This is a genomic window from Glacieibacterium sp. (assembly GCF_965200405.1).
Lineage (GTDB): Bacteria > Pseudomonadota > Alphaproteobacteria > Sphingomonadales > Sphingomonadaceae > Glacieibacterium.
On record NZ_OZ241356.1, the window covers coordinates 2,218,150 to 2,235,014 of the forward strand.

Consider the following 16,865-nt stretch of genomic DNA (forward strand, 5'->3'; position numbering starts at 1 on the left):
AAGTAGATGTTGTCCCCAAAGCGCACTAAATTCCGTAAGCAGTTCAAGGGTCGCATTCATGGCGACGCCAAGGGCGGCACGGCGCTCAACTTCGGTGCCTTCGGCCTGAAGGCGATGGAGCCGGACCGGATCACGGCTCGCCAGATCGAGGCCGCACGCCGGGCGATCTCGCGTCACATGAAGCGCGCCGGCCGGTTGTGGATCCGGATCTTCCCGGACGTCCCGGTCACGCAGAAGCCGAACGAAGTCCGCATGGGTAAGGGCAAGGGTTCGCCCGAGTTCTGGGCCGCGCGGGTCAAGCCAGGTCGCATCATGTTCGAGATCGACGGCGTCAGCCACGAGATCGCCAAGGGTGCTTTCGAGCGTGCAGCGGCGAAGCTGCCGATCAAGGTTAAGGTCGTCGTTCGCCTCGGCGAGCCGACTGGCGAGGCATAAGACGATGAAGACGAAAGATTTGAAGGTCCAGTCGGACGACCAGATGGCGACCCAGCTGGGTGAGATGAAGCGCGAGCAGTTCAACCTGCGCTTCCAGGCAGCGACGGGCCAGCTCGAGAAGCCAGCCCGCGTGCGTGAGGTGCGTCGCACCATCGCGCGCATCAAGACGCTGCAGACCCAGCGGTCGACCGCTGCTGCGCAGGAGACGAAGTAATGCCCAAGCGCGTGCTGCAGGGAATGGTCGTCTCCGACAAGACCGACAAGACGGTGGTCGTGCTGATCGAGCGCAAGGTTGCGCATCCGGTCTATGGCAAGATCATCCGTCGCTCGAAGAAGTATCACGCCCATGACGAGGGCAACACGGTCAAGGCCGGCGACACGGTGCGCATCGAGGAGTGTGCCCCGATCAGCAAGCTGAAGACCTGGAAGGTCATCGAGACCGTGGGCATCAACAAGACCGTGGAGGGATCGCACTCATGATCCAGATGCAGACGAACCTAGATGTCGCCGATAACTCCGGCGCCAAGCGGGTGATGTGCATCAAGGTGCTCGGCGGCTCGAAGCGCCGTTTTGCCGGCGTCGGCGATACCATCGTGGTGTCGGTGAAGGAAGCAGCACCCAAGGGCAAGGTCAAGAAGGGCGACGTGCACCGCGCAGTCGTCGTTCGCACCGCCAAGGACATCCGCCGCGCTGATGGCTCGGTCATCCGTTTCGACGGCAACGCCGCCGTCCTGATCAACAAGAACGAGGAGCCGATCGGCACCCGTATCTTTGGGCCGGTGGTTCGCGAACTGCGCGCCTCGGGTCACATGAAGATCATCAGCCTAGCGCCGGAGGTGCTGTAATGAGTGCCGCAAAAATCAAGAAGGGCGACAAGGTCGTCGTCTTGTCCGGTAAGGACAAGGGCAAGCACGGCGTCGTGACGGCTGCCATGCCGAAGACCGGCAAGGTCATCGTCAGCGGTATCAACATGATGACCCGCCACAAAAAGGCCAGCCAGACCAACCCGCAGGGCGGTCTCGAGCGTATCGAAGCGGCGATGTTCGTCTGCAAGGTTGCGATCGAGGATCCAACCACGGGCAAGCCGACGCGCATTGGCTTCAAGATTAACGAAGACGGCAGCAAGGTGCGTATCGCCAAGCGGTCGGGAGCAACGATCGATGGCTGATTCGGCAAACCTCACGAAGATGCAGCGGCTCTACGAAGAGAAGATCCGCGCCGCGATGACCGAGGAGTTCGGTTACACCAACGTCATGCAGGTGCCACGGATCGACAAGATCGTCATCAACATGGGCGTCGGTGAAGCCACGCAGGACAAGAAGAAGGTCGACCAGGCCGCCGCTGAAATGGCGCTGATCGCCGGCCAGAAGCCAGTGATCACCAAGGCCAAGAAGTCGGTCGCGACTTTCAAGCTCCGCGAAGGCATGCCGATCGGCTGCAAGGTGACGCTGCGCCGCGAGAAGATGTACGAGTTCCTCGATCGCCTGATCACCATCGCACTGCCCCGCGTCCGCGACTTTCGCGGCCTGAACCCCAAGTCCTTCGACGGCCGTGGCAACTATGCCATGGGCCTGAAGGAGCAGCTGGTGTTCCCGGAAATCAGCTACGACCGGATCGACCAGGTTCGCGGCATGGACGTGATCATCACCACCACGGCGCGTTCGGATGACGAGGCGCGCTCGTTGCTGAAACTCTTCGGGATGCCGTTCATCGGCATGACCGAGCCGGCGCAGAAGGCGGCCTGACCGATGGCAAAGCTCTCCTCGATCAAGAAGAACGAGCACCGCAAGGCGCTGGTCAAGAAGTACGCCCCGAAGTTCGCTGCGCTTAAGGCGATCGCTGCCGACGAAAGCAAGGATGACGGGGAGCGCCTGATGGCCCGCCTCAAGCAGTCCGAGCTGCCGCGCAATGCTACGCCCGGCCGTGTGCGCAACCGCTGCGAGCTGACCGGCCGTAGCCGCGCTTATTATCGCAAGTTCAAGCTGTCGCGGATCATGCTCCGGGAGCTGGCCAACAAGGGCCTGATCCCCGGCGTGACCAAGAGCAGCTGGTAAGGACTGCCTAGATGTCGATGACCGATCCACTGGGTGACATGCTCACCCGCATCCGCAACGGCCAGCAGGCGCGCAAGGATTCCGTGCTCACGCCGGCGTCGAAGCTGCGCGCCCGCGTTCTCGACGTGCTTCAGCGCGAAGGCTATATCCGTGGTTACAGCGACGCGCCCGACGGCTCGGCGACTGCGATCCTGCGGATCGACCTGAAGTATTTCGAAGGCCAGCCCGCCATCCAGCACGTCGCCCGCGTGTCGAAGCCCGGCCGCCGCGTTTATTCCGGCGCTGCCGAGATCCCGCGCGTTCGCAACGGTCTGGGTATCATGATTGTCTCGACGCCCAAGGGTGTTCTGTCCGACGCGGAAGCGCGTGAGCAGAATGTCGGCGGCGAAGTCCTCTGCCAGGTATTCTGATATGTCGCGCATTGGAAAGAAGCCGGTCCCGGTACCGGCAAGCGTTACCGCCACGATGGACGGTGGTCAGCTGAGCGTGAAGGGCCCCAAGGGCAGCCTCGCGATGCCGATGGTCGACGATATCTCGTATGTCCTCGAGAACGACGGCATCAGCGTCACGCCAGCAAACGATACCAAGCGCGCCCGGGCCTATTGGGGCTTGCAGCGTACCCTGGTTTCGAACCTGATCGTCGGCGTGACGGACGGCTTCACCAAGGTTCTGGAAATCACCGGCGTCGGCTACCGTGCCAACGTCCAGGGTTCCAACCTGAAGCTGCAGCTTGGCTATAGCCACGACGTCGACTATCCGATCCCGGAAGGCATCACGATCAAGACTCCCGACCAGACGACGGTCGAGATCAGCGGTTCGGATCGCCAGAAGGTCGGCCAGGTCGCCGCAGAAATCCGCCGCTGGCGCAAGCCGGAGCCTTACAAGGGCAAGGGCATCAAGTACCGCGGCGAGTTCATCTTCCGCAAGGAAGGGAAGAAGAAGTAATGGGCAAGAACCTCTCCCTCTTCGAACAGCGCCGCCGGCGCGTTCGCACCTCGCTTCGTGCCAAGGGCGGCTCGCGTCCGCGCCTGTCGATCCACCGCACGTCGCAGCACATGTACGCGCAGATCATCGACGACAGCCTCGGCACCACGGTCGCTGCTGCCTCGACGCTCGAGAAGGACGTCCGCGACACCAGCGGCGCGACCTGCAGTTCGGCGACCGAAGTCGGCAAGCGCCTGGCCGAGCGTGCCAAGGCAGCCGGTGTCTCGGCCGTAGTGTTCGACCGCGGCGGATTTCTGTTTCACGGTCGCGTCAAGGCGCTGGCCGAGGGAGCCCGCGAAGGCGGGTTGGAGTTTTAATCGATGGCAGCTGAAACAGCAGGCGCCGGCCCCAACGCGGGCCGTGGTCCCGGTGGCAATCGCGGCGGTCCTGGTGGCCCCGGCGGCGGTCGTGGACGTCCCGGCAGCGATCGTGGCGGCCGTGGTCGTAACGATGGTCGTGGCGGCAGCAGCGATGGCGGCGAAGAGCTCGTCGAAAAGCTGGTCCACATCAACCGCGTCTCCAAGACGGTAAAGGGCGGCAAGCGCTTCGGTTTTGCGGCGCTGGTCGTCGTCGGTGACGGCAAGGGTCGCGTCGGCTTCGGCCACGGCAAGGCTCGCGAAGTTCCGGAAGCGATCTCCAAGGCGACTGCCGCTGCGAAGAAGGCGATGATCCGCGTTCCGCTGCGCGATGGCCGTACCCTGCACCACGATGGCTACGGCCACTTCGGCGCCGGCAAGGTCTATGTTCGCTCGGCATCGCAGGGCACCGGCATCATCGCTGGTGGTCCGATGCGCGCCGTGTTCGAATCGCTGGGCGTGGCAGACGTGGTGACCAAGTCGGTCGGCACCAGCAACCCGTACAATATGATCCGCGCGACGTTTGCTGCCCTGGGGCTGCAGACTTCGCCGAAGTCGGTGGCGCAGCGTCGCGGCAAGAAGATTGCCGACCTGATGTCGCGCCGTGGTGATGCGTCGTCGCGCACTGCCGAAGCCGACGCCGAAGCGGTTGCGTAAGGACCTGACATGGCTACCGTAAAGATCACCCAGACCGGCTCGCACATCCGTCGCCGCCCCGATCAGCAGGCAACGCTGATCGGTCTCGGCCTCAACAAGATGCACCGCACCCGCGAGCTGGAGGATACCCCTTCAGTCCGTGGCATGATCCGCAAGGTCGCGCATCTTATCACGATCGAGAGCTAGAACTTTCGCGCCCGCTTCGGCGGGCGTCCCCATCCGCGCGACTAAAGCGAAAGCGAGTGCACAGCATGAAACTGAACGATCTCCGAGATAATCCAGGCGCCCGCAAGTCGCGCGTCCGTGTCGGCCGTGGTATCGGCTCCGGCGTCGGCAAGACTGCCGGTCGCGGCCAGAAGGGCCAGAAGAGCCGTTCGGGCGTCAGCATTGCCGGCTTCGAAGGCGGCCAGATGCCGCTCCACATGCGGCTGCCGAAGCGCGGCTTCAACAACGTCTTCCGCAAGTATTTCGCCGAAGTTAACCTCGGCACGCTGCAGATCGCCGTCGATGCCGGAAAGATCAATGGCGACACCGTTCTCGACGGCGCGGCACTGGTTGCCGCCGGGGTCATCAGCCACGCTCGCGAAGGCGTCCGCCTGCTCGCCAAGGGCACGCTGACCACGCCGCTCAAGCTCAAGCTGACCGGTGCCAGTGCTGCCGCGAAGGCCGCCCTCGAGGCGATCGGCGGCACTCTCGAACTGCCGGCACCGAAGCCCGAGCCGATCAGCCGCGACGACCAGAAGGTCAACCGCGCCGCTGCCCGGGCGGCCAAGGCGAGCGCCGCCAAGGCATAAGTCATCCGGCCCGCCCCAACCGGGCGGGCCGATTGCTTTCCGGCATGGCGCTATCGTTTGCCCATGCCTATCTAGGCCGTCGAGCCCCTGGCGTTGGGGTCGAGTGGGTGGGAACGTAAATGGCGTCACAAGCGCAACAGATGGCCGCGCAGCTCAGCTTCGCGAACTTCTCCAAAGCAACTGAACTCAAGAAGCGCCTGTGGTTCACCCTGGGCGCGCTGATCGTTTTCCGACTGGTGTCCTTTGTGCCGCTGCCGGGTGTCGATCCGACGGCGCTCGGTTCGCTGTTCAACAGCACCAAGGGCGGCGCGATCGACTTCTTCAACATGTTCTCGGGCGGCGCCTTGCAGCGCATGTCGTTGATTGCGCTCGGCGTGACGCCGTACATCACCGCCTCGATCATCATCCAGTTGATGACCAGCCTCGTGCCGGCCCTCGCCAGCCTGAAGAAGGAAGGTGAGTCCGGCCGCAAGAAGCTCAACCAGTACACGCGCTACGGCACCGTGCTGCTGACCGCTATCCAGGGCTACGGCATCGCTGTCGGCCTCGAGAGCTGGGGCGCCGGCACCGGCGCCAGCGCAGTGATCGATCCGGGCTGGTTCTTCCGCGTCACCACAGTGATCACGCTGATCGGCGGCACGATGTTTCTGATGTGGCTGGGTGAGCAGATCACCAGCCGCGGTATCGGCAACGGTATTTCGCTGATCATCATGGCCGGCATCGTCGCGCATCTTCCCGTCGCACTCGGCCAGTTGTTCGAGCGCAGCCGCACCGGCGACCTGTCGGGTGGGTTCTTGGTCCTGGTCGCCGTCGTGGCGCTGGCAACGATCGCCTTCATCTGCCTGATGGAGCGGGCGCAGCGGCGAATATTGATCCAATATCCAAAGCGCCAGGTCGGTACCAAGCAGTTCCAGGGCGACAGCTCGCACCTGCCACTGAAGATCAACACCGCCGGCGTCATCCCGCCAATCTTCGCCTCGTCGCTGCTGCTGATGCCGCTGACGGTCGCGCAGTTCGCCGGCCGCACCGGCAACGGTCCCGATTGGCTGCTGACGATCACCACGGCGCTCCAGCACGGCGCGCCGCTGTATATGCTGCTCTACGCAGCCGGCATCATCTTCTTCAGCTTCTTCTACACGGCCGTCGTCTTCAATCCCGAGGAGACCGCCGAGAACCTCAAGAAGTACGGCGGCTTCATTCCCGGCATCCGTCCAGGCGTGCGGACCTCCGAGTACCTCGATTACGTGCTGACGCGCATCACCGTCATCGGTGCCGCCTATCTGACCGTGATCTGCCTGCTGCCGGAATTCCTGTCCTCGCAGATGGGCACCGGGCTGGCGCTCGGCGGAACGTCCTTGCTCATCGTCGTCAATGTGACCATGGATACCGTAGCGCAGATCCAGTCACACCTGCTCGCGCATCAATATGAGGGGCTCATCAAGAAGTCCAAGCTGAGGGGAAATCGTCGTTGATCATCCTTGTTCTGCTTGGGCCTCCGGGCGCGGGCAAGGGCACTCAGGCGCAACGGCTGACGGCCGAGCGTGGACTGGTGCAGCTATCGACGGGTGACATGCTGCGGGCCGCGGTAAAAGCCGGCTCGCCGCTGGGCCAGCGCGCCAAGGCAGTAATGGACGCCGGCGAGCTGGTCTCGGACGACATCGTCAACGGCCTGATCGGTGAGCGTCTCGACGTGCCGGCGGATCACCCGGGCTTCATCCTCGACGGCTATCCGCGAACCCGGGCCCAGGCCGAGGCGCTCGACGCGATGCTCGGCGCCAAGGGCCTGCACGTCGACAAGGTCGTCGAGCTGGTCGTCGACGAGGACGCGCTGGTCGACCGGATCACCGGACGTTTCACCTGCGCCAATTGCGGCGAGGGCTATCACAACCGCTACAAGCTGCCCAAGGTCGCAGACACCTGCGACGTCTGCGGCTCGCACGACTTCAAGCGTCGCATCGACGACAATGAGGCGACGGTCCGCACCCGGATGGCGGAATACCGCGCCAAGACTGCGCCGATCCTGCCCTATTACGACGCCAAGCACATCGTTGCGCGCGTTGACGGCATGGCCAGCATGGCCGTTGTCGGTGCCGCGATCGACGCGGTCCTGCCTGGGTGAAATCGTCGGTCGGATGTGATAGGCGTGCGGTATGAACGTACGCCTCGATCATCCGCTGGCACGGTCGGACGACACCCGACTTCTGGTGTTCGACGCCGACCTGTACAAGCGGCTGACCTTGGCCGGGGCGTTTGTCGATGCCGGGCGTGTCGAACTCATCGACGGGGTAATCATACAGATGAACGCGCAGGCGGTGCCGCACATGCGCGTCAAGGGCGACCTGGCTTATCGCCTGCGCCGGGCGATCGATGATCTGGGCCTTTCTCTGAGGGTCGATCAGGAAGGCTCGGTGCAACTGTCGAACATGAGCGTGCCTGAGCCCGATATCCTGATCTGGGACGGCGTCGCCACGACTGGCTTTGTCGACGGCCGCAGTGTCGTGCTGATCGTCGAGGTAGCGGATACTACGTTGGCGAAAGACCTGACGCTGAAGGCTGAACTCTACGCGGCCGCAGGTGTGCCCGAGTATTGGATCGCCGACGTCAATGGGCGGGCGATCCACCGTTACAGTAGTGCTCGGGAAGACGGGTACGGCGCACGCGCGATATTTCGGTTCGGCGAACAGATCGACAGCGTTGCAATCCCGGGACTTGGCATAGATCTCGGGGATCTGTAGCGATCCCGCGGGAAAGATCCATGCCCGAGCTTGACATTACGGGATTCGCTGCCTAGCTACCCTGCTTCCGAATGAACGGATGAACTCACCGGGATGCCCTCTGGCTTTCCGGTGTCACGCTTTGAGATGGACCACTTAGCCCGAGTGGACCGTGGAGCCTGGGAGACCAATCTGTGGCACGTATCGCGGGTATCAACATCCCGACCAACAAGCGCGTCGAGATCGCGCTGACTTACATTCACGGCATCGGGCGCACCAAGGCGCTCGGGATCGTCACCGAACTCGGCTTCCCACGCGAGCGTCGCGTCCAGGACCTGACCGACGCCGAGGTGCTGCAGATCCGCGAGAAGATCGACAAGGACATGACGGTCGAGGGTGACCTTCGCCGCCAGACCGCGATGAACATCAAGCGCCTGATGGACCTCGCCTGCTATCGTGGCCTGCGCCACCGTCGCGGCCTGCCGGTCCGCGGTCAGCGCACCCACACCAACGCCCGTACCCGCAAGGGCAAGGCCAAGCCGATCGCCGGCAAGAAGAAGTAACGAACTACGCTCATCGCGTAATTCCGCTCATTTTCAGTCCGACAGCTTAGCCTTTCAAGGAACGATCCGATGGCCCGTGAACCAGCCCGCATCAAGCGCCGCGAGCGCAAGAACATCACCTCCGGCGTTGCCCATGTGAACGCCAGCTTCAACAACACGATGATCACCATCACCGACGCGCAGGGCAATGCGATTGCCTGGTCGTCGGCCGGCACGATGGGCTTCAAGGGCTCGCGCAAGTCGACGCCGTACGCCGCCCAGATGGCTGCCGAAGACGCCGGCAAGAAGGCCGCCGAGCACGGCGTCCGCACTCTCGAAGTCGAAGTCCGCGGCCCCGGTTCGGGTCGTGAGTCGGCCCTGCGCGCGCTGCAGGCCGTCGGCTTCAACATCACGGCAATCCGCGATGTCACCCCAATCCCGCACAACGGCGTTCGTCCGCCGAAGCGCCGTCGCGTCTGACGCTGCCCTTGCTGCCGGCTGAATCCGCCGGCAGCACTCAAAGATTTACGGATGCGCGGGTGACGATCCGCTGCGTCCCAGCTTCCCGAGGTGGAAAAAATGGCAGTTATCGCAAAGAACTGGACTGAACTTAAGAAGCCGAACCGGCTCGAATCAAAGCCCGGTTCCGACAGCCGCCGCAAGGGCGTCTTCATCGCCGAGCCGCTCGAGCGTGGCTTTGGCCTGACACTCGGCAACGCACTGCGCCGCGTCCTGCTCTCGTCGCTGCAGGGTGCTGCCGTGACCGCGGTCAAGATCGACGGCGTGCTGCACGAATTCAGCTCGCTCGCCGGCGTCCGCGAGGATGTGACCGACATGGTCCTCAACATCAAGCAGATTGCCGTGCGCATGCAGGGCGATCAGCCCAAGCGTGTGCATCTGTCGGCGACCGGTCCTGGCGAAGTCACCGCCGGCCAGATCGCAGTGACCGGCGACATGGAGATCATGAACACCGGCCTGGTGATCTGCACCCTCGACGAGGGCGCGACGCTCAACATGGAGCTGACGATCGAAGCCGGTAAGGGCTATGTTCCGGCTTCGGCCAACCGTCCGGCCGATGCGCCGATCGGCCTGGTTCCGGTCGACGCGCTGTACTCGCCGGTTCGCCAGGTGGCGTACAAGGTCGAGAACACCCGCGTCGGGCAGGAGCTCGACTATGACAAGCTGATCCTGAACGTCGAGACCGACGGCACGCTGACCCCGGACGATGCGCTCGCCTATGCGGCTCGCATCCTGCAGGACCAGCTCCAGCTGTTCGTCAACTTCGACGAGCCGGCCTCGGCGCATCAGGTCCAGCATGCTCCGGCGCACACCGGCGGCCCGATCGAGATCGACGACACCGCTGCACTCAACCGTTACCTGCTCAAGAAGGTCGACGAGTTGGAGCTGTCGGTGCGTTCGGCGAACTGCCTCAAGAACGACAACATCATCTACATCGGCGATCTCGTCCAGAAGACCGAGAGCGAGATGCTGCGGACCCCGAACTTCGGCCGCAAGTCGCTCAACGAGATCAAGGAAGTGCTGACCGCGATGGGGCTGCGACTGGGTATGGAAATCCCCGGCTGGCCGCCCGAGAACATCGAGGAAATGGCCAAGAAGCTCGAAGCGGAATACTAGGCGCCGGTCGCCGGACGATAACGGGAAATTTGCACTTCGCGAATTTCACGTTATCGACCGGGACGACCAAGCGCGGCCGGCGGGTGCAACCCGACCGACGACGCGGCTTTGCCGCGGCGCTAATGACGGAAACTGGGCCGCGCAATCCTGCGCGGCCTGCTCCGGGGTACCTGACACGGCCCCCGAACGAACAAGGACAGACACATGCGTCACGGTAATTCCAATCGCAAGCTCGGCCGGACGACCAGCCACCGCCTCGCGATGTTCAAGAACATGGCCGCCTCGCTGATCAAGCACGAGCAGATCACGACGACGCTGCCCAAGGCTCGCGAAATCCGCCCGTACGTCGAAAAGCTGGTGACGCTCGCCAAGGTCGGTGGCTTGTCGAACCGCCGTCTCGCCGATGCGCGCCTCAAGGACGATGTCCAGCTGACCAAGCTGTTCGACGTGCTGGCCGTGCGTTACGCGGATCGTCCAGGCGGCTACATCCGTATCGTCAAGGCCGGTATCCGCCGCTCGGACGCGACCCCGATGGCGATCGTCGAGTTCGTCGAGCGCGACACCTCGGCCAAGGGCCAGGACAGCGGTCCGGTCGAAAGCTTCGACGACGCCGCCTGATTCGGGAGTGGGCGAGATGGCACAGCCGCCGTATCGCCCACGCTCTGCCTATCGGGCCTATCGCTCCATCCCGACGCGCTGGATGGACAACGACGTTTACGGGCACGTCAACAACGTCGTCTATTACAGCTGGTTCGACACCGCGGTGAACGCGTACCTGGTCGAGGCCGGGCTGCTCGACATCAAGGACGGCCCGCTGATCGGCCTGGTTGCCGAGACTGGCTGCCGCTACGCCCGCTCCTTCGCCTTCCCCGAGACCGTCGAGGCCGGGATCCGTGTCGCTCACATCGGCACGTCGAGCGTCAGGTTCGAGGTCGGGCTGTTCGCGGCAGGCCAGCAGACCGCTGCCGCCGAGGGCTTTTTCGTCCATGTCTATGTCGACCGCGGCAGCCGTCGACCGATGCCGCTGCCTCCCGAATGGCGTGCCGGACTGGCGCTGATCGCCGCCTGACCCGGTTCATCGCGGGTACAATGTGTCCTGTCTAGATAGGGCACAACAAGGAGCACTTCGATGAGCATCGGTTTCCGCATCGCTTCGGGCCTGGCACTGTCGCTGGCACTGGTCAGCGCCCCGCTGTCGGCGCGCGATTATTATCGTGGCGGCTATCACCATTATCATCGCGGTGGCGGCGGTATCGGCCTGGGCGGCGCACTGCTCGGTGCAGCGATCATCGGCGGCGTCGCGATCGCTGCCTCGAACAGCAACAACAACCGCCAGCGCGTCTACGAGCAGGGCTATGACCCCAACACCGGCGGCGAGTACCGCAGCTATGGCGGCGTCCAGAGCTATGGCGGGCAGGGCGGCCCCGGCTATGACGACCAGCAGGCGCAGAACGGCGACCCGGTCGAGGCCTGCTCGCGCGCGGCAGAGCGCGAGGCGCAGAACGGCGGCGGCTTCGCGCGCGTCGCCGGGATCGACCGCGTCGACAATATTCGCGGCGGTGTCCGCGTCCGCGGCTCGGTCGACATCAATGGCGGCGACCGCTCGCCGAGCCAGCGCGTGCCGTTCACCTGCAGCGCTGCCTATGGCGACATCACCGACCTGCGCCTCGGCTAAACTGGACTCGGACGGGATGCGTGCCTAGACCGCGCGCATCCCCGTATCGAAAGCGCCCAGTGCAAGAGCCTGAATCCATCCTCATCCTTGACTTCGGCAGCCAGGTCTCGCAGCTCATCGCCCGCCGCGTCCGCGAAGCCGGGGTCTATTGCGAGCTGGTGCCCTTCTCAAAGGGCGAGGAGGCGATCGCCCGGCTCGACCCGCGCGCCGTCATCCTGTCTGGAAGCCCCGCCTCCGTCACCGATATCGGCGCCCCGCGCGCTCCCGACAGCCTGTTCGAGCGCGGCATCCCTATCCTCGGCATCTGCTATGGCGAGCAGACCATGGCGGCCCAGCTCGGCGGCGAGGTCGGGCCGTCGCTGCACCGCGAGTTCGGCCGCGCCTATATCGACATCGCCGACGACTGCATGCTGTTCGACGGCCTGTGGAAAGCCGGCGAGCGCCACCAGGTGTGGATGAGCCACGGTGACCGCATCGACTCGATCCCGGCGGGCTTCCGTGTCGTCGCCACGACCGAGGGTGCACCGTTCGCCGCCATCGCCGACGACATCAAGCGTCGCTACGGCGTGCAATTCCACCCGGAGGTCATGCACACGCCCGACGGTGCCAAGCTGATCGCCAACTTCGTTCGCCACGTCGCCGGCTGTACCGCGACCTGGAGCATGGCCGGCTACCGCGCCGCCAAGGTCGCCGATATCCGCGCCCAGGTCGGCGACGGCAAGGTGATCTGCGGGCTGTCGGGCGGCGTCGACTCAGCCGTCGCGGCGGTGCTGATCCACGAGGCGATCGGTGACCAGCTGACTTGCGTCTTCGTCGATCACGGCCTGATGCGCGCCGGCGAGGCCGAGCAGGTCGTCGGCCTGTTCCGCGAGCATTATCATATCCCGCTCGTCCATGTGGACGCCGCCGACACTTTCCTGGGCGGCCTGGCGGGCGTCACCGACCCGGAGCTCAAGCGCAAGTTCATCGGCAAGACCTTCATCGACGTCTTCGAGGCCGAGGCGGCACGGATTGGCGGGGCAGGGTTTCTGGCGCAGGGCACGCTGTACCCCGACGTCATCGAGAGCGTCAGCTACACCGGCGGACCGAGCGTGACGATCAAGAGCCATCACAATGTCGGCGGTCTGCCGGAGCGCATGAACATGCAGCTCGTCGAGCCCCTGCGCGAGCTGTTCAAGGACGAGGTCCGCGTCCTCGGCCGCGAGCTCGGCCTGCCCGAGGCCTTCGTCGGCCGCCACCCGTTCCCCGGCCCCGGCCTGGCGATCCGCATCCCCGGCGAAGTCACCAAGGAAGCCTGCGACACGCTGCGTAAGGCCGACACGATCTTCCTCGACGAGATCCGCAAGGCCGGGCTGTACGATGCGATCTGGCAGGCGTTCGCCGTGCTGCTGCCGGTGCGGACGGTCGGCGTGATGGGCGACGGCCGGACCTATGACAAGGTCTGTGGCCTGCGCGCCGTGACCTCGGTCGACGGCATGACCGCCGACGTTTACCCCTTCGACAGCGCCTTCCTCAGCGCCTGCGCCACCCGCATCGTCAACGAGGTGCCCGGCATCAACCGCGTCGTGTATGACTATACGTCGAAGCCACCGGGCACGATCGAGTGGGAGTGAGCTGAGACACTGGCAGCTTCGCTCGGTAAGGTATTGTGCCAAAACGGTACAATCTAGATTGAGATTTTAGCCGAATTGCCGTAAGTTCGCTTCTTGGTAAAGGGGCGAGCAGATGCATGTTGTCGATGACGTATCGGCCGCGCCGGCCTCCAGCCGAAGCTGGTTTGTAACTTACCTTCGTACCGGCAGGCGTGTTCCGATTGAGATCGCTGTCACCGAGGGCCTGAAGTTCAATCACCAGCACGACCCGGCGAATGGCCAGTTTACTTTCGGCAATGGCGGCAACTCGGGGCGGCAGCCACTCAGGGGCGGCGGCGGTGCATCCGGAGGTGGCGGCGCCGGCGGTTCGTTTAGGGGCGGCGGTAGCGGTGGCTCCTGAAGAGAACCCGCGTGGCCGCGGCACACGCCCGGCCACATCTGTAGGGCCCGGGCGGGCGACGAAGCCTATACCAATAACGCCGGCCACTCCGCTTTTGCGCTTGGCGCTACCATCCCAGTTAGCCACGGGTTGGCAGGCGATCACACGCAACGGCTACAAGTTCGAAATCGATTCTGCGCAACGGACGCGCCGGATCTCTGGAGCGATCACGCTTAATCCCAGCAAGCCGCGTTCTCGGCAAACCCAAGCGCGAGCCGGGGGCACTGACCGATTGCTGACCGACGATGGCGGCCACTACATAGCTCGCCAGTTCAACGGACCGACGGACGCGTTCAATCACTTTGCGCAAGACGCGGGGTTCAACCGCGGCGTCTACCGCGTCCTCGAAGGAAGATGGGCAAAGGCAAGGCTGCAGGGCAAGCTGGTATCGGTCGACATCACTCCCTCATACAACGGCACCTCGACAAGACCCACCTCGGTCACCGTTGATTATCGTGTTGGTAGCGCAGAATATACGCATATATTCGCAAACAAAGTTAAGGTGAAACGAGATGATTGACCTTACAGCGGAGCAGATATTGAGAGAAATCGGTGAAGCCGTCGGACACGAAACAGACAGGCTTGCAAGCGAGATATTCCTGTATGTCGAAATTCAGCCAGCGGTGATTTCGCCTTCCATGTTCATGGATTACGGAGAAAAGGTAATACACCATTCCGCCTCCGAAAGGCTGACATTTCTTCTTTACGATCTTTGGCTTGCAGACCCGGAAGCTAAGCGTTGGGCCGCGATGAAGTACATCGTAAACGACGGTCACTTCGAGGCGCTTTTCACTTATCCAAACGAGATCGATCCCGAGGAAGACCAGGACGATCGTCGAGATCGCATCGTCAGCGAACGGTATCACAACAAGCAAATCATCTTTTAGGCGCGATATCGTCGGGGCGGACACCGCCTACGATTTGAAGTCGGGCACAGGGTGCTCGCCCAATGGCTCGGCAGTAATTTGACAGATCGTATATGGTCCCACGCCGGCTGGCGACGCAACACTCGGCGCCACACCTGAAACTTGCCAGCCCAACTGCGCGGGCGACATTTTGCGCGACCTTGCAGGCGCCGTCACTCCGCCGACTACCGGTTGGAGGTTCGGGACCAGGGGCGGACGCGCTGTTCGACACTGGCTAGATCGAGCATGTCGAGGCTGCACGCAACTATGTCGAACCGCACACGACGCAAGGCATTACACCCGCCGCTTCCGGGATGGAATGTCCGCCCGCCTTTGCCCCGCACCGCCCGCTGTGGCATGAGCGGCACCATGTCCACGACCTTCACCCTCGACACCTCGACCAGCCGCGCGACACCGACGCCGGCGCCGATGAAGCGGCTGACGGTGCCGATGATCGCCAGGCGCAAGGGCGGCGAGCCGGTGGTCATGCTGACTGCCTATACGGCGCGGATGGCGCAGTTGCTCGACCGGCACTGCGACCTGCTGCTGGTCGGCGACAGCCTGGGGCAGGTGATCTATGGGCTCGACACCACGGTCAAGGTGACGCTCGACATGATGTGCGCGCACGGCGCGGCGGTGGTGCGCGGCTCCTATCATGCGGTGGTGATCGTCGACATGCCGTTCGGCAGCTATGAGGCGAGCCCGGAGCAGGCGTTCCACTCGGCCTCGCGCGTCATGGCCGAGACCGGCGCGGCCGGGGTCAAGCTGGAGGGCGGGGTGGCGATGGCGCCGACCGTCGCTTTCCTGGTCGAGCGCGGCATTCCGGTGATCGGCCATGTCGGCCTGACGCCCCAGGCGGTCAACGTGCTGGGCGGCTATGGCGCGCGCGGCAAGAGCCAGGCGGAATATGCGAAGATCGTCGACGACGCGCAGGCGATCGCGCGGGCCGGAGCCTTCGCAATCGTCGTCGAGGGCGTCGTCGAGCCGCTGGGCCGGGCGATCACGTCGAGCGTCGACTGCCTGACCATCGGCATCGGCGCCTCGCCGGCCTGTGACGGGCAGGTGCTGGTGGTCGACGACATGCTCGGGATGTTCGAGCGCACGGCGCGCTTCGTCCGCCGGTTCGACGACTTTGCCGGGCGCATCGACACCGCGGCGGCGGCCTATGCGGCGGCGGTTCGCGACCGCAGCTTCCCGGCGGAGGCCGAGCTCTACGCCCCCGTTGCCGCGGGTTAATCGACCCCGCCTTATGTTTTGCGCGAAACGACGGTCATGGCTATGGTCCGCCGCGCAAACGCACCTACACATGCCTCGGAGCGACCCAATTGGCCAACACTGGCGATACTGACGATTCCTTCATCCGCGAAGTCGACGAGGAATACCGGCGCGATCAACTGTCCAGCTTCTGGCGCCGTTATGGCCGTTGGCTGGTCATCGGCGTCGCCGTCCTGCTGATCGCGCTGGGTGGTTGGCTGTGGTGGAAATCGGAGCAGGCGCGCGAGGCCGGGATCGACGGCGAGCAGTTCAACCTGGCGCTGACCAAGCTGGAAACCGGCAACACGCCCGACGCGGTGCCGATCCTCGACAAGCTCGCGGCCGGCAAGACCGGTGGCTATGCGACGCTGGCCCGACTGATGCAGGCGGCAAACGCGGTCCAGGCCGGCGACAATGGCAAGGCCGTGACGCTGTACAATGCGATCGCCGCCGACACGTCGGAGCCGCAGCCGTTCCGCGACCTGGCGACGATCAAGGCGACCCGCCTCGAGTTCGACACACTGACGCCCGCCGCCATCGTCGAGCGGATGAAGCCGTTGAGCGTGCCGGGCAATCCGTGGTTCGGCGTCGCCGGCGAGATGCGGGCGATCGCTTATCTGCGCGACAACAAGGCACCGCTGGCAGCGCCGCTGCTCGCCGGGATCGCCGCCGACATCAGCGTGCCGCCGACCCTGCGCAACCGCGCCCAGCAGCTTGCCGCGACGATCGGGCAGGGCGTCACGACACCGGCTCCTGCCACGGCTGCCGCCACTCCGGCGGCGCCCCCTGCCGCAGCTCCCGCTGCCGCCACGCCTGGAGCGAAGTAGAT

At 64.3% G+C, this 16,865-nt stretch carries 27 protein-coding genes; all 27 read left to right on the forward strand.

The window, feature by feature from the left end; translation table 11 throughout:
• The first annotated feature begins 6 nt into the window (after positions 1–6).
• The 27 genes from rplP to ACOFKW_RS10525 all read left to right on the forward strand — a co-directional run bounded on the left by rplP (position 7) and on the right by ACOFKW_RS10525 (position 16,863).
• Positions 7–435: a 50S ribosomal protein L16 gene (rplP, locus tag ACOFKW_RS10395; protein ID WP_419814083.1), complete on the forward strand. Its 429-nt coding sequence runs from the start codon at positions 7–9 to the stop codon at positions 433–435.
• Between the two features lie 4 nt (positions 436–439).
• On the forward strand, positions 440–649 hold the full coding sequence (gene rpmC / locus ACOFKW_RS10400; RefSeq protein ID WP_419814084.1) for a 50S ribosomal protein L29: 210 nt from the start codon (positions 440–442) through the stop codon (positions 647–649).
• The gene (gene rpsQ, locus ACOFKW_RS10405; protein WP_419814085.1) at positions 649–915 is read left to right on the forward strand and encodes a 30S ribosomal protein S17; all 267 of its coding nucleotides are present in this window, start codon (positions 649–651) and stop codon (positions 913–915) included. The genes rpmC and rpsQ overlap by 1 nt, the downstream gene beginning before the upstream one ends.
• Complete coding sequence (rplN, locus tag ACOFKW_RS10410; protein ID WP_419814086.1) at positions 912–1,280, forward strand: 50S ribosomal protein L14; 369 nt, start codon at positions 912–914, stop codon at positions 1,278–1,280. The genes rpsQ and rplN overlap by 4 nt, the downstream gene beginning before the upstream one ends.
• A complete protein-coding gene (gene rplX, locus ACOFKW_RS10415) occupies positions 1,280–1,603 on the forward strand; it encodes a 50S ribosomal protein L24 (protein WP_419814087.1) in 324 nt (107 codons plus the stop codon). The genes rplN and rplX overlap by 1 nt, the downstream gene beginning before the upstream one ends.
• Complete coding sequence (gene rplE / locus ACOFKW_RS10420) at positions 1,596–2,180, forward strand: 50S ribosomal protein L5 (protein ID WP_419814088.1); 585 nt, start codon at positions 1,596–1,598, stop codon at positions 2,178–2,180. The genes rplX and rplE overlap by 8 nt, the downstream gene beginning before the upstream one ends.
• Before the next feature lie 3 nt (positions 2,181–2,183).
• Positions 2,184–2,489, forward strand: coding sequence for a 30S ribosomal protein S14 (gene rpsN / locus ACOFKW_RS10425; protein WP_419814089.1), 306 nt, complete (start codon positions 2,184–2,186; stop codon positions 2,487–2,489).
• Between the two features lie 11 nt (positions 2,490–2,500).
• Positions 2,501–2,899, forward strand: coding sequence for a 30S ribosomal protein S8 (rpsH, locus tag ACOFKW_RS10430; protein WP_419814090.1), 399 nt, complete (start codon positions 2,501–2,503; stop codon positions 2,897–2,899).
• A 1-nt stretch (position 2,900) separates the two neighbouring features.
• The gene (rplF, locus tag ACOFKW_RS10435) at positions 2,901–3,434 is read left to right on the forward strand and encodes a 50S ribosomal protein L6 (protein WP_419814091.1); all 534 of its coding nucleotides are present in this window, start codon (positions 2,901–2,903) and stop codon (positions 3,432–3,434) included.
• A complete protein-coding gene (rplR, locus tag ACOFKW_RS10440; protein WP_419814092.1) occupies positions 3,434–3,790 on the forward strand; it encodes a 50S ribosomal protein L18 in 357 nt (118 codons plus the stop codon). The genes rplF and rplR overlap by 1 nt, the downstream gene beginning before the upstream one ends.
• A gap of 3 nt (positions 3,791–3,793) precedes the next feature.
• Positions 3,794–4,486, forward strand: coding sequence for a 30S ribosomal protein S5 (gene rpsE / locus ACOFKW_RS10445; protein WP_419814093.1), 693 nt, complete (start codon positions 3,794–3,796; stop codon positions 4,484–4,486).
• Positions 4,487–4,495: 9 nt separating this feature from the next.
• Positions 4,496–4,672, forward strand: coding sequence for a 50S ribosomal protein L30 (gene rpmD, locus ACOFKW_RS10450; protein WP_419814094.1), 177 nt, complete (start codon positions 4,496–4,498; stop codon positions 4,670–4,672).
• A 65-nt stretch (positions 4,673–4,737) separates the two neighbouring features.
• The gene (gene rplO / locus ACOFKW_RS10455; RefSeq protein ID WP_419814095.1) at positions 4,738–5,280 is read left to right on the forward strand and encodes a 50S ribosomal protein L15; all 543 of its coding nucleotides are present in this window, start codon (positions 4,738–4,740) and stop codon (positions 5,278–5,280) included.
• Positions 5,281–5,399: 119 nt separating this feature from the next.
• The gene (gene secY / locus ACOFKW_RS10460; RefSeq protein ID WP_419814096.1) at positions 5,400–6,752 is read left to right on the forward strand and encodes a preprotein translocase subunit SecY; all 1,353 of its coding nucleotides are present in this window, start codon (positions 5,400–5,402) and stop codon (positions 6,750–6,752) included.
• Entirely contained in the window at positions 6,752–7,399 is a 648-nt protein-coding gene (locus ACOFKW_RS10465) for an adenylate kinase (RefSeq protein WP_419816923.1), read from the forward strand. Before secY ends, ACOFKW_RS10465 begins: the two co-directional genes overlap by 1 nt.
• Before the next feature lie 31 nt (positions 7,400–7,430).
• On the forward strand, positions 7,431–8,015 hold the full coding sequence (locus ACOFKW_RS10470; RefSeq protein ID WP_419814097.1) for a Uma2 family endonuclease: 585 nt from the start codon (positions 7,431–7,433) through the stop codon (positions 8,013–8,015).
• Between the two features lie 173 nt (positions 8,016–8,188).
• Complete coding sequence (gene rpsM, locus ACOFKW_RS10475) at positions 8,189–8,557, forward strand: 30S ribosomal protein S13 (RefSeq protein WP_419814098.1); 369 nt, start codon at positions 8,189–8,191, stop codon at positions 8,555–8,557.
• Between the two features lie 69 nt (positions 8,558–8,626).
• Positions 8,627–9,016: a 30S ribosomal protein S11 gene (rpsK, locus tag ACOFKW_RS10480; RefSeq protein WP_144237783.1), complete on the forward strand. Its 390-nt coding sequence runs from the start codon at positions 8,627–8,629 to the stop codon at positions 9,014–9,016.
• Positions 9,017–9,115: 99 nt separating this feature from the next.
• The gene (locus ACOFKW_RS10485) at positions 9,116–10,171 is read left to right on the forward strand and encodes a DNA-directed RNA polymerase subunit alpha (RefSeq protein WP_419814099.1); all 1,056 of its coding nucleotides are present in this window, start codon (positions 9,116–9,118) and stop codon (positions 10,169–10,171) included.
• Between the two features lie 204 nt (positions 10,172–10,375).
• Positions 10,376–10,789 (forward strand): 50S ribosomal protein L17, encoded by a 414-nt coding sequence (gene rplQ, locus ACOFKW_RS10490; protein WP_419814100.1) that lies wholly within the window; start codon positions 10,376–10,378, stop codon positions 10,787–10,789.
• 16 nt (positions 10,790–10,805) lie between these two features.
• On the forward strand, positions 10,806–11,240 hold the full coding sequence (locus ACOFKW_RS10495; protein WP_419814101.1) for an acyl-CoA thioesterase: 435 nt from the start codon (positions 10,806–10,808) through the stop codon (positions 11,238–11,240).
• Between the two features lie 60 nt (positions 11,241–11,300).
• A complete protein-coding gene (locus tag ACOFKW_RS10500; RefSeq protein WP_419814102.1) occupies positions 11,301–11,846 on the forward strand; it encodes a hypothetical protein in 546 nt (181 codons plus the stop codon).
• 59 nt (positions 11,847–11,905) lie between these two features.
• Entirely contained in the window at positions 11,906–13,459 is a 1,554-nt protein-coding gene (guaA, locus tag ACOFKW_RS10505) for a glutamine-hydrolyzing GMP synthase (RefSeq protein ID WP_419814103.1), read from the forward strand.
• Between the two features lie 275 nt (positions 13,460–13,734).
• On the forward strand, positions 13,735–14,397 hold the full coding sequence (locus tag ACOFKW_RS10510) for a DNA/RNA non-specific endonuclease (RefSeq protein ID WP_419816924.1): 663 nt from the start codon (positions 13,735–13,737) through the stop codon (positions 14,395–14,397).
• Entirely contained in the window at positions 14,390–14,764 is a 375-nt protein-coding gene (locus ACOFKW_RS10515; protein ID WP_419814104.1) for a hypothetical protein, read from the forward strand. The genes ACOFKW_RS10510 and ACOFKW_RS10515 overlap by 8 nt, the downstream gene beginning before the upstream one ends.
• A gap of 387 nt (positions 14,765–15,151) precedes the next feature.
• Positions 15,152–16,018 (forward strand): 3-methyl-2-oxobutanoate hydroxymethyltransferase, encoded by an 867-nt coding sequence (panB, locus tag ACOFKW_RS10520; RefSeq protein WP_419814105.1) that lies wholly within the window; start codon positions 15,152–15,154, stop codon positions 16,016–16,018.
• Between the two features lie 89 nt (positions 16,019–16,107).
• Positions 16,108–16,863, forward strand: coding sequence for a tetratricopeptide repeat protein (locus ACOFKW_RS10525; protein ID WP_419814106.1), 756 nt, complete (start codon positions 16,108–16,110; stop codon positions 16,861–16,863).
• Positions 16,864–16,865: the final 2 nt, after the last annotated feature.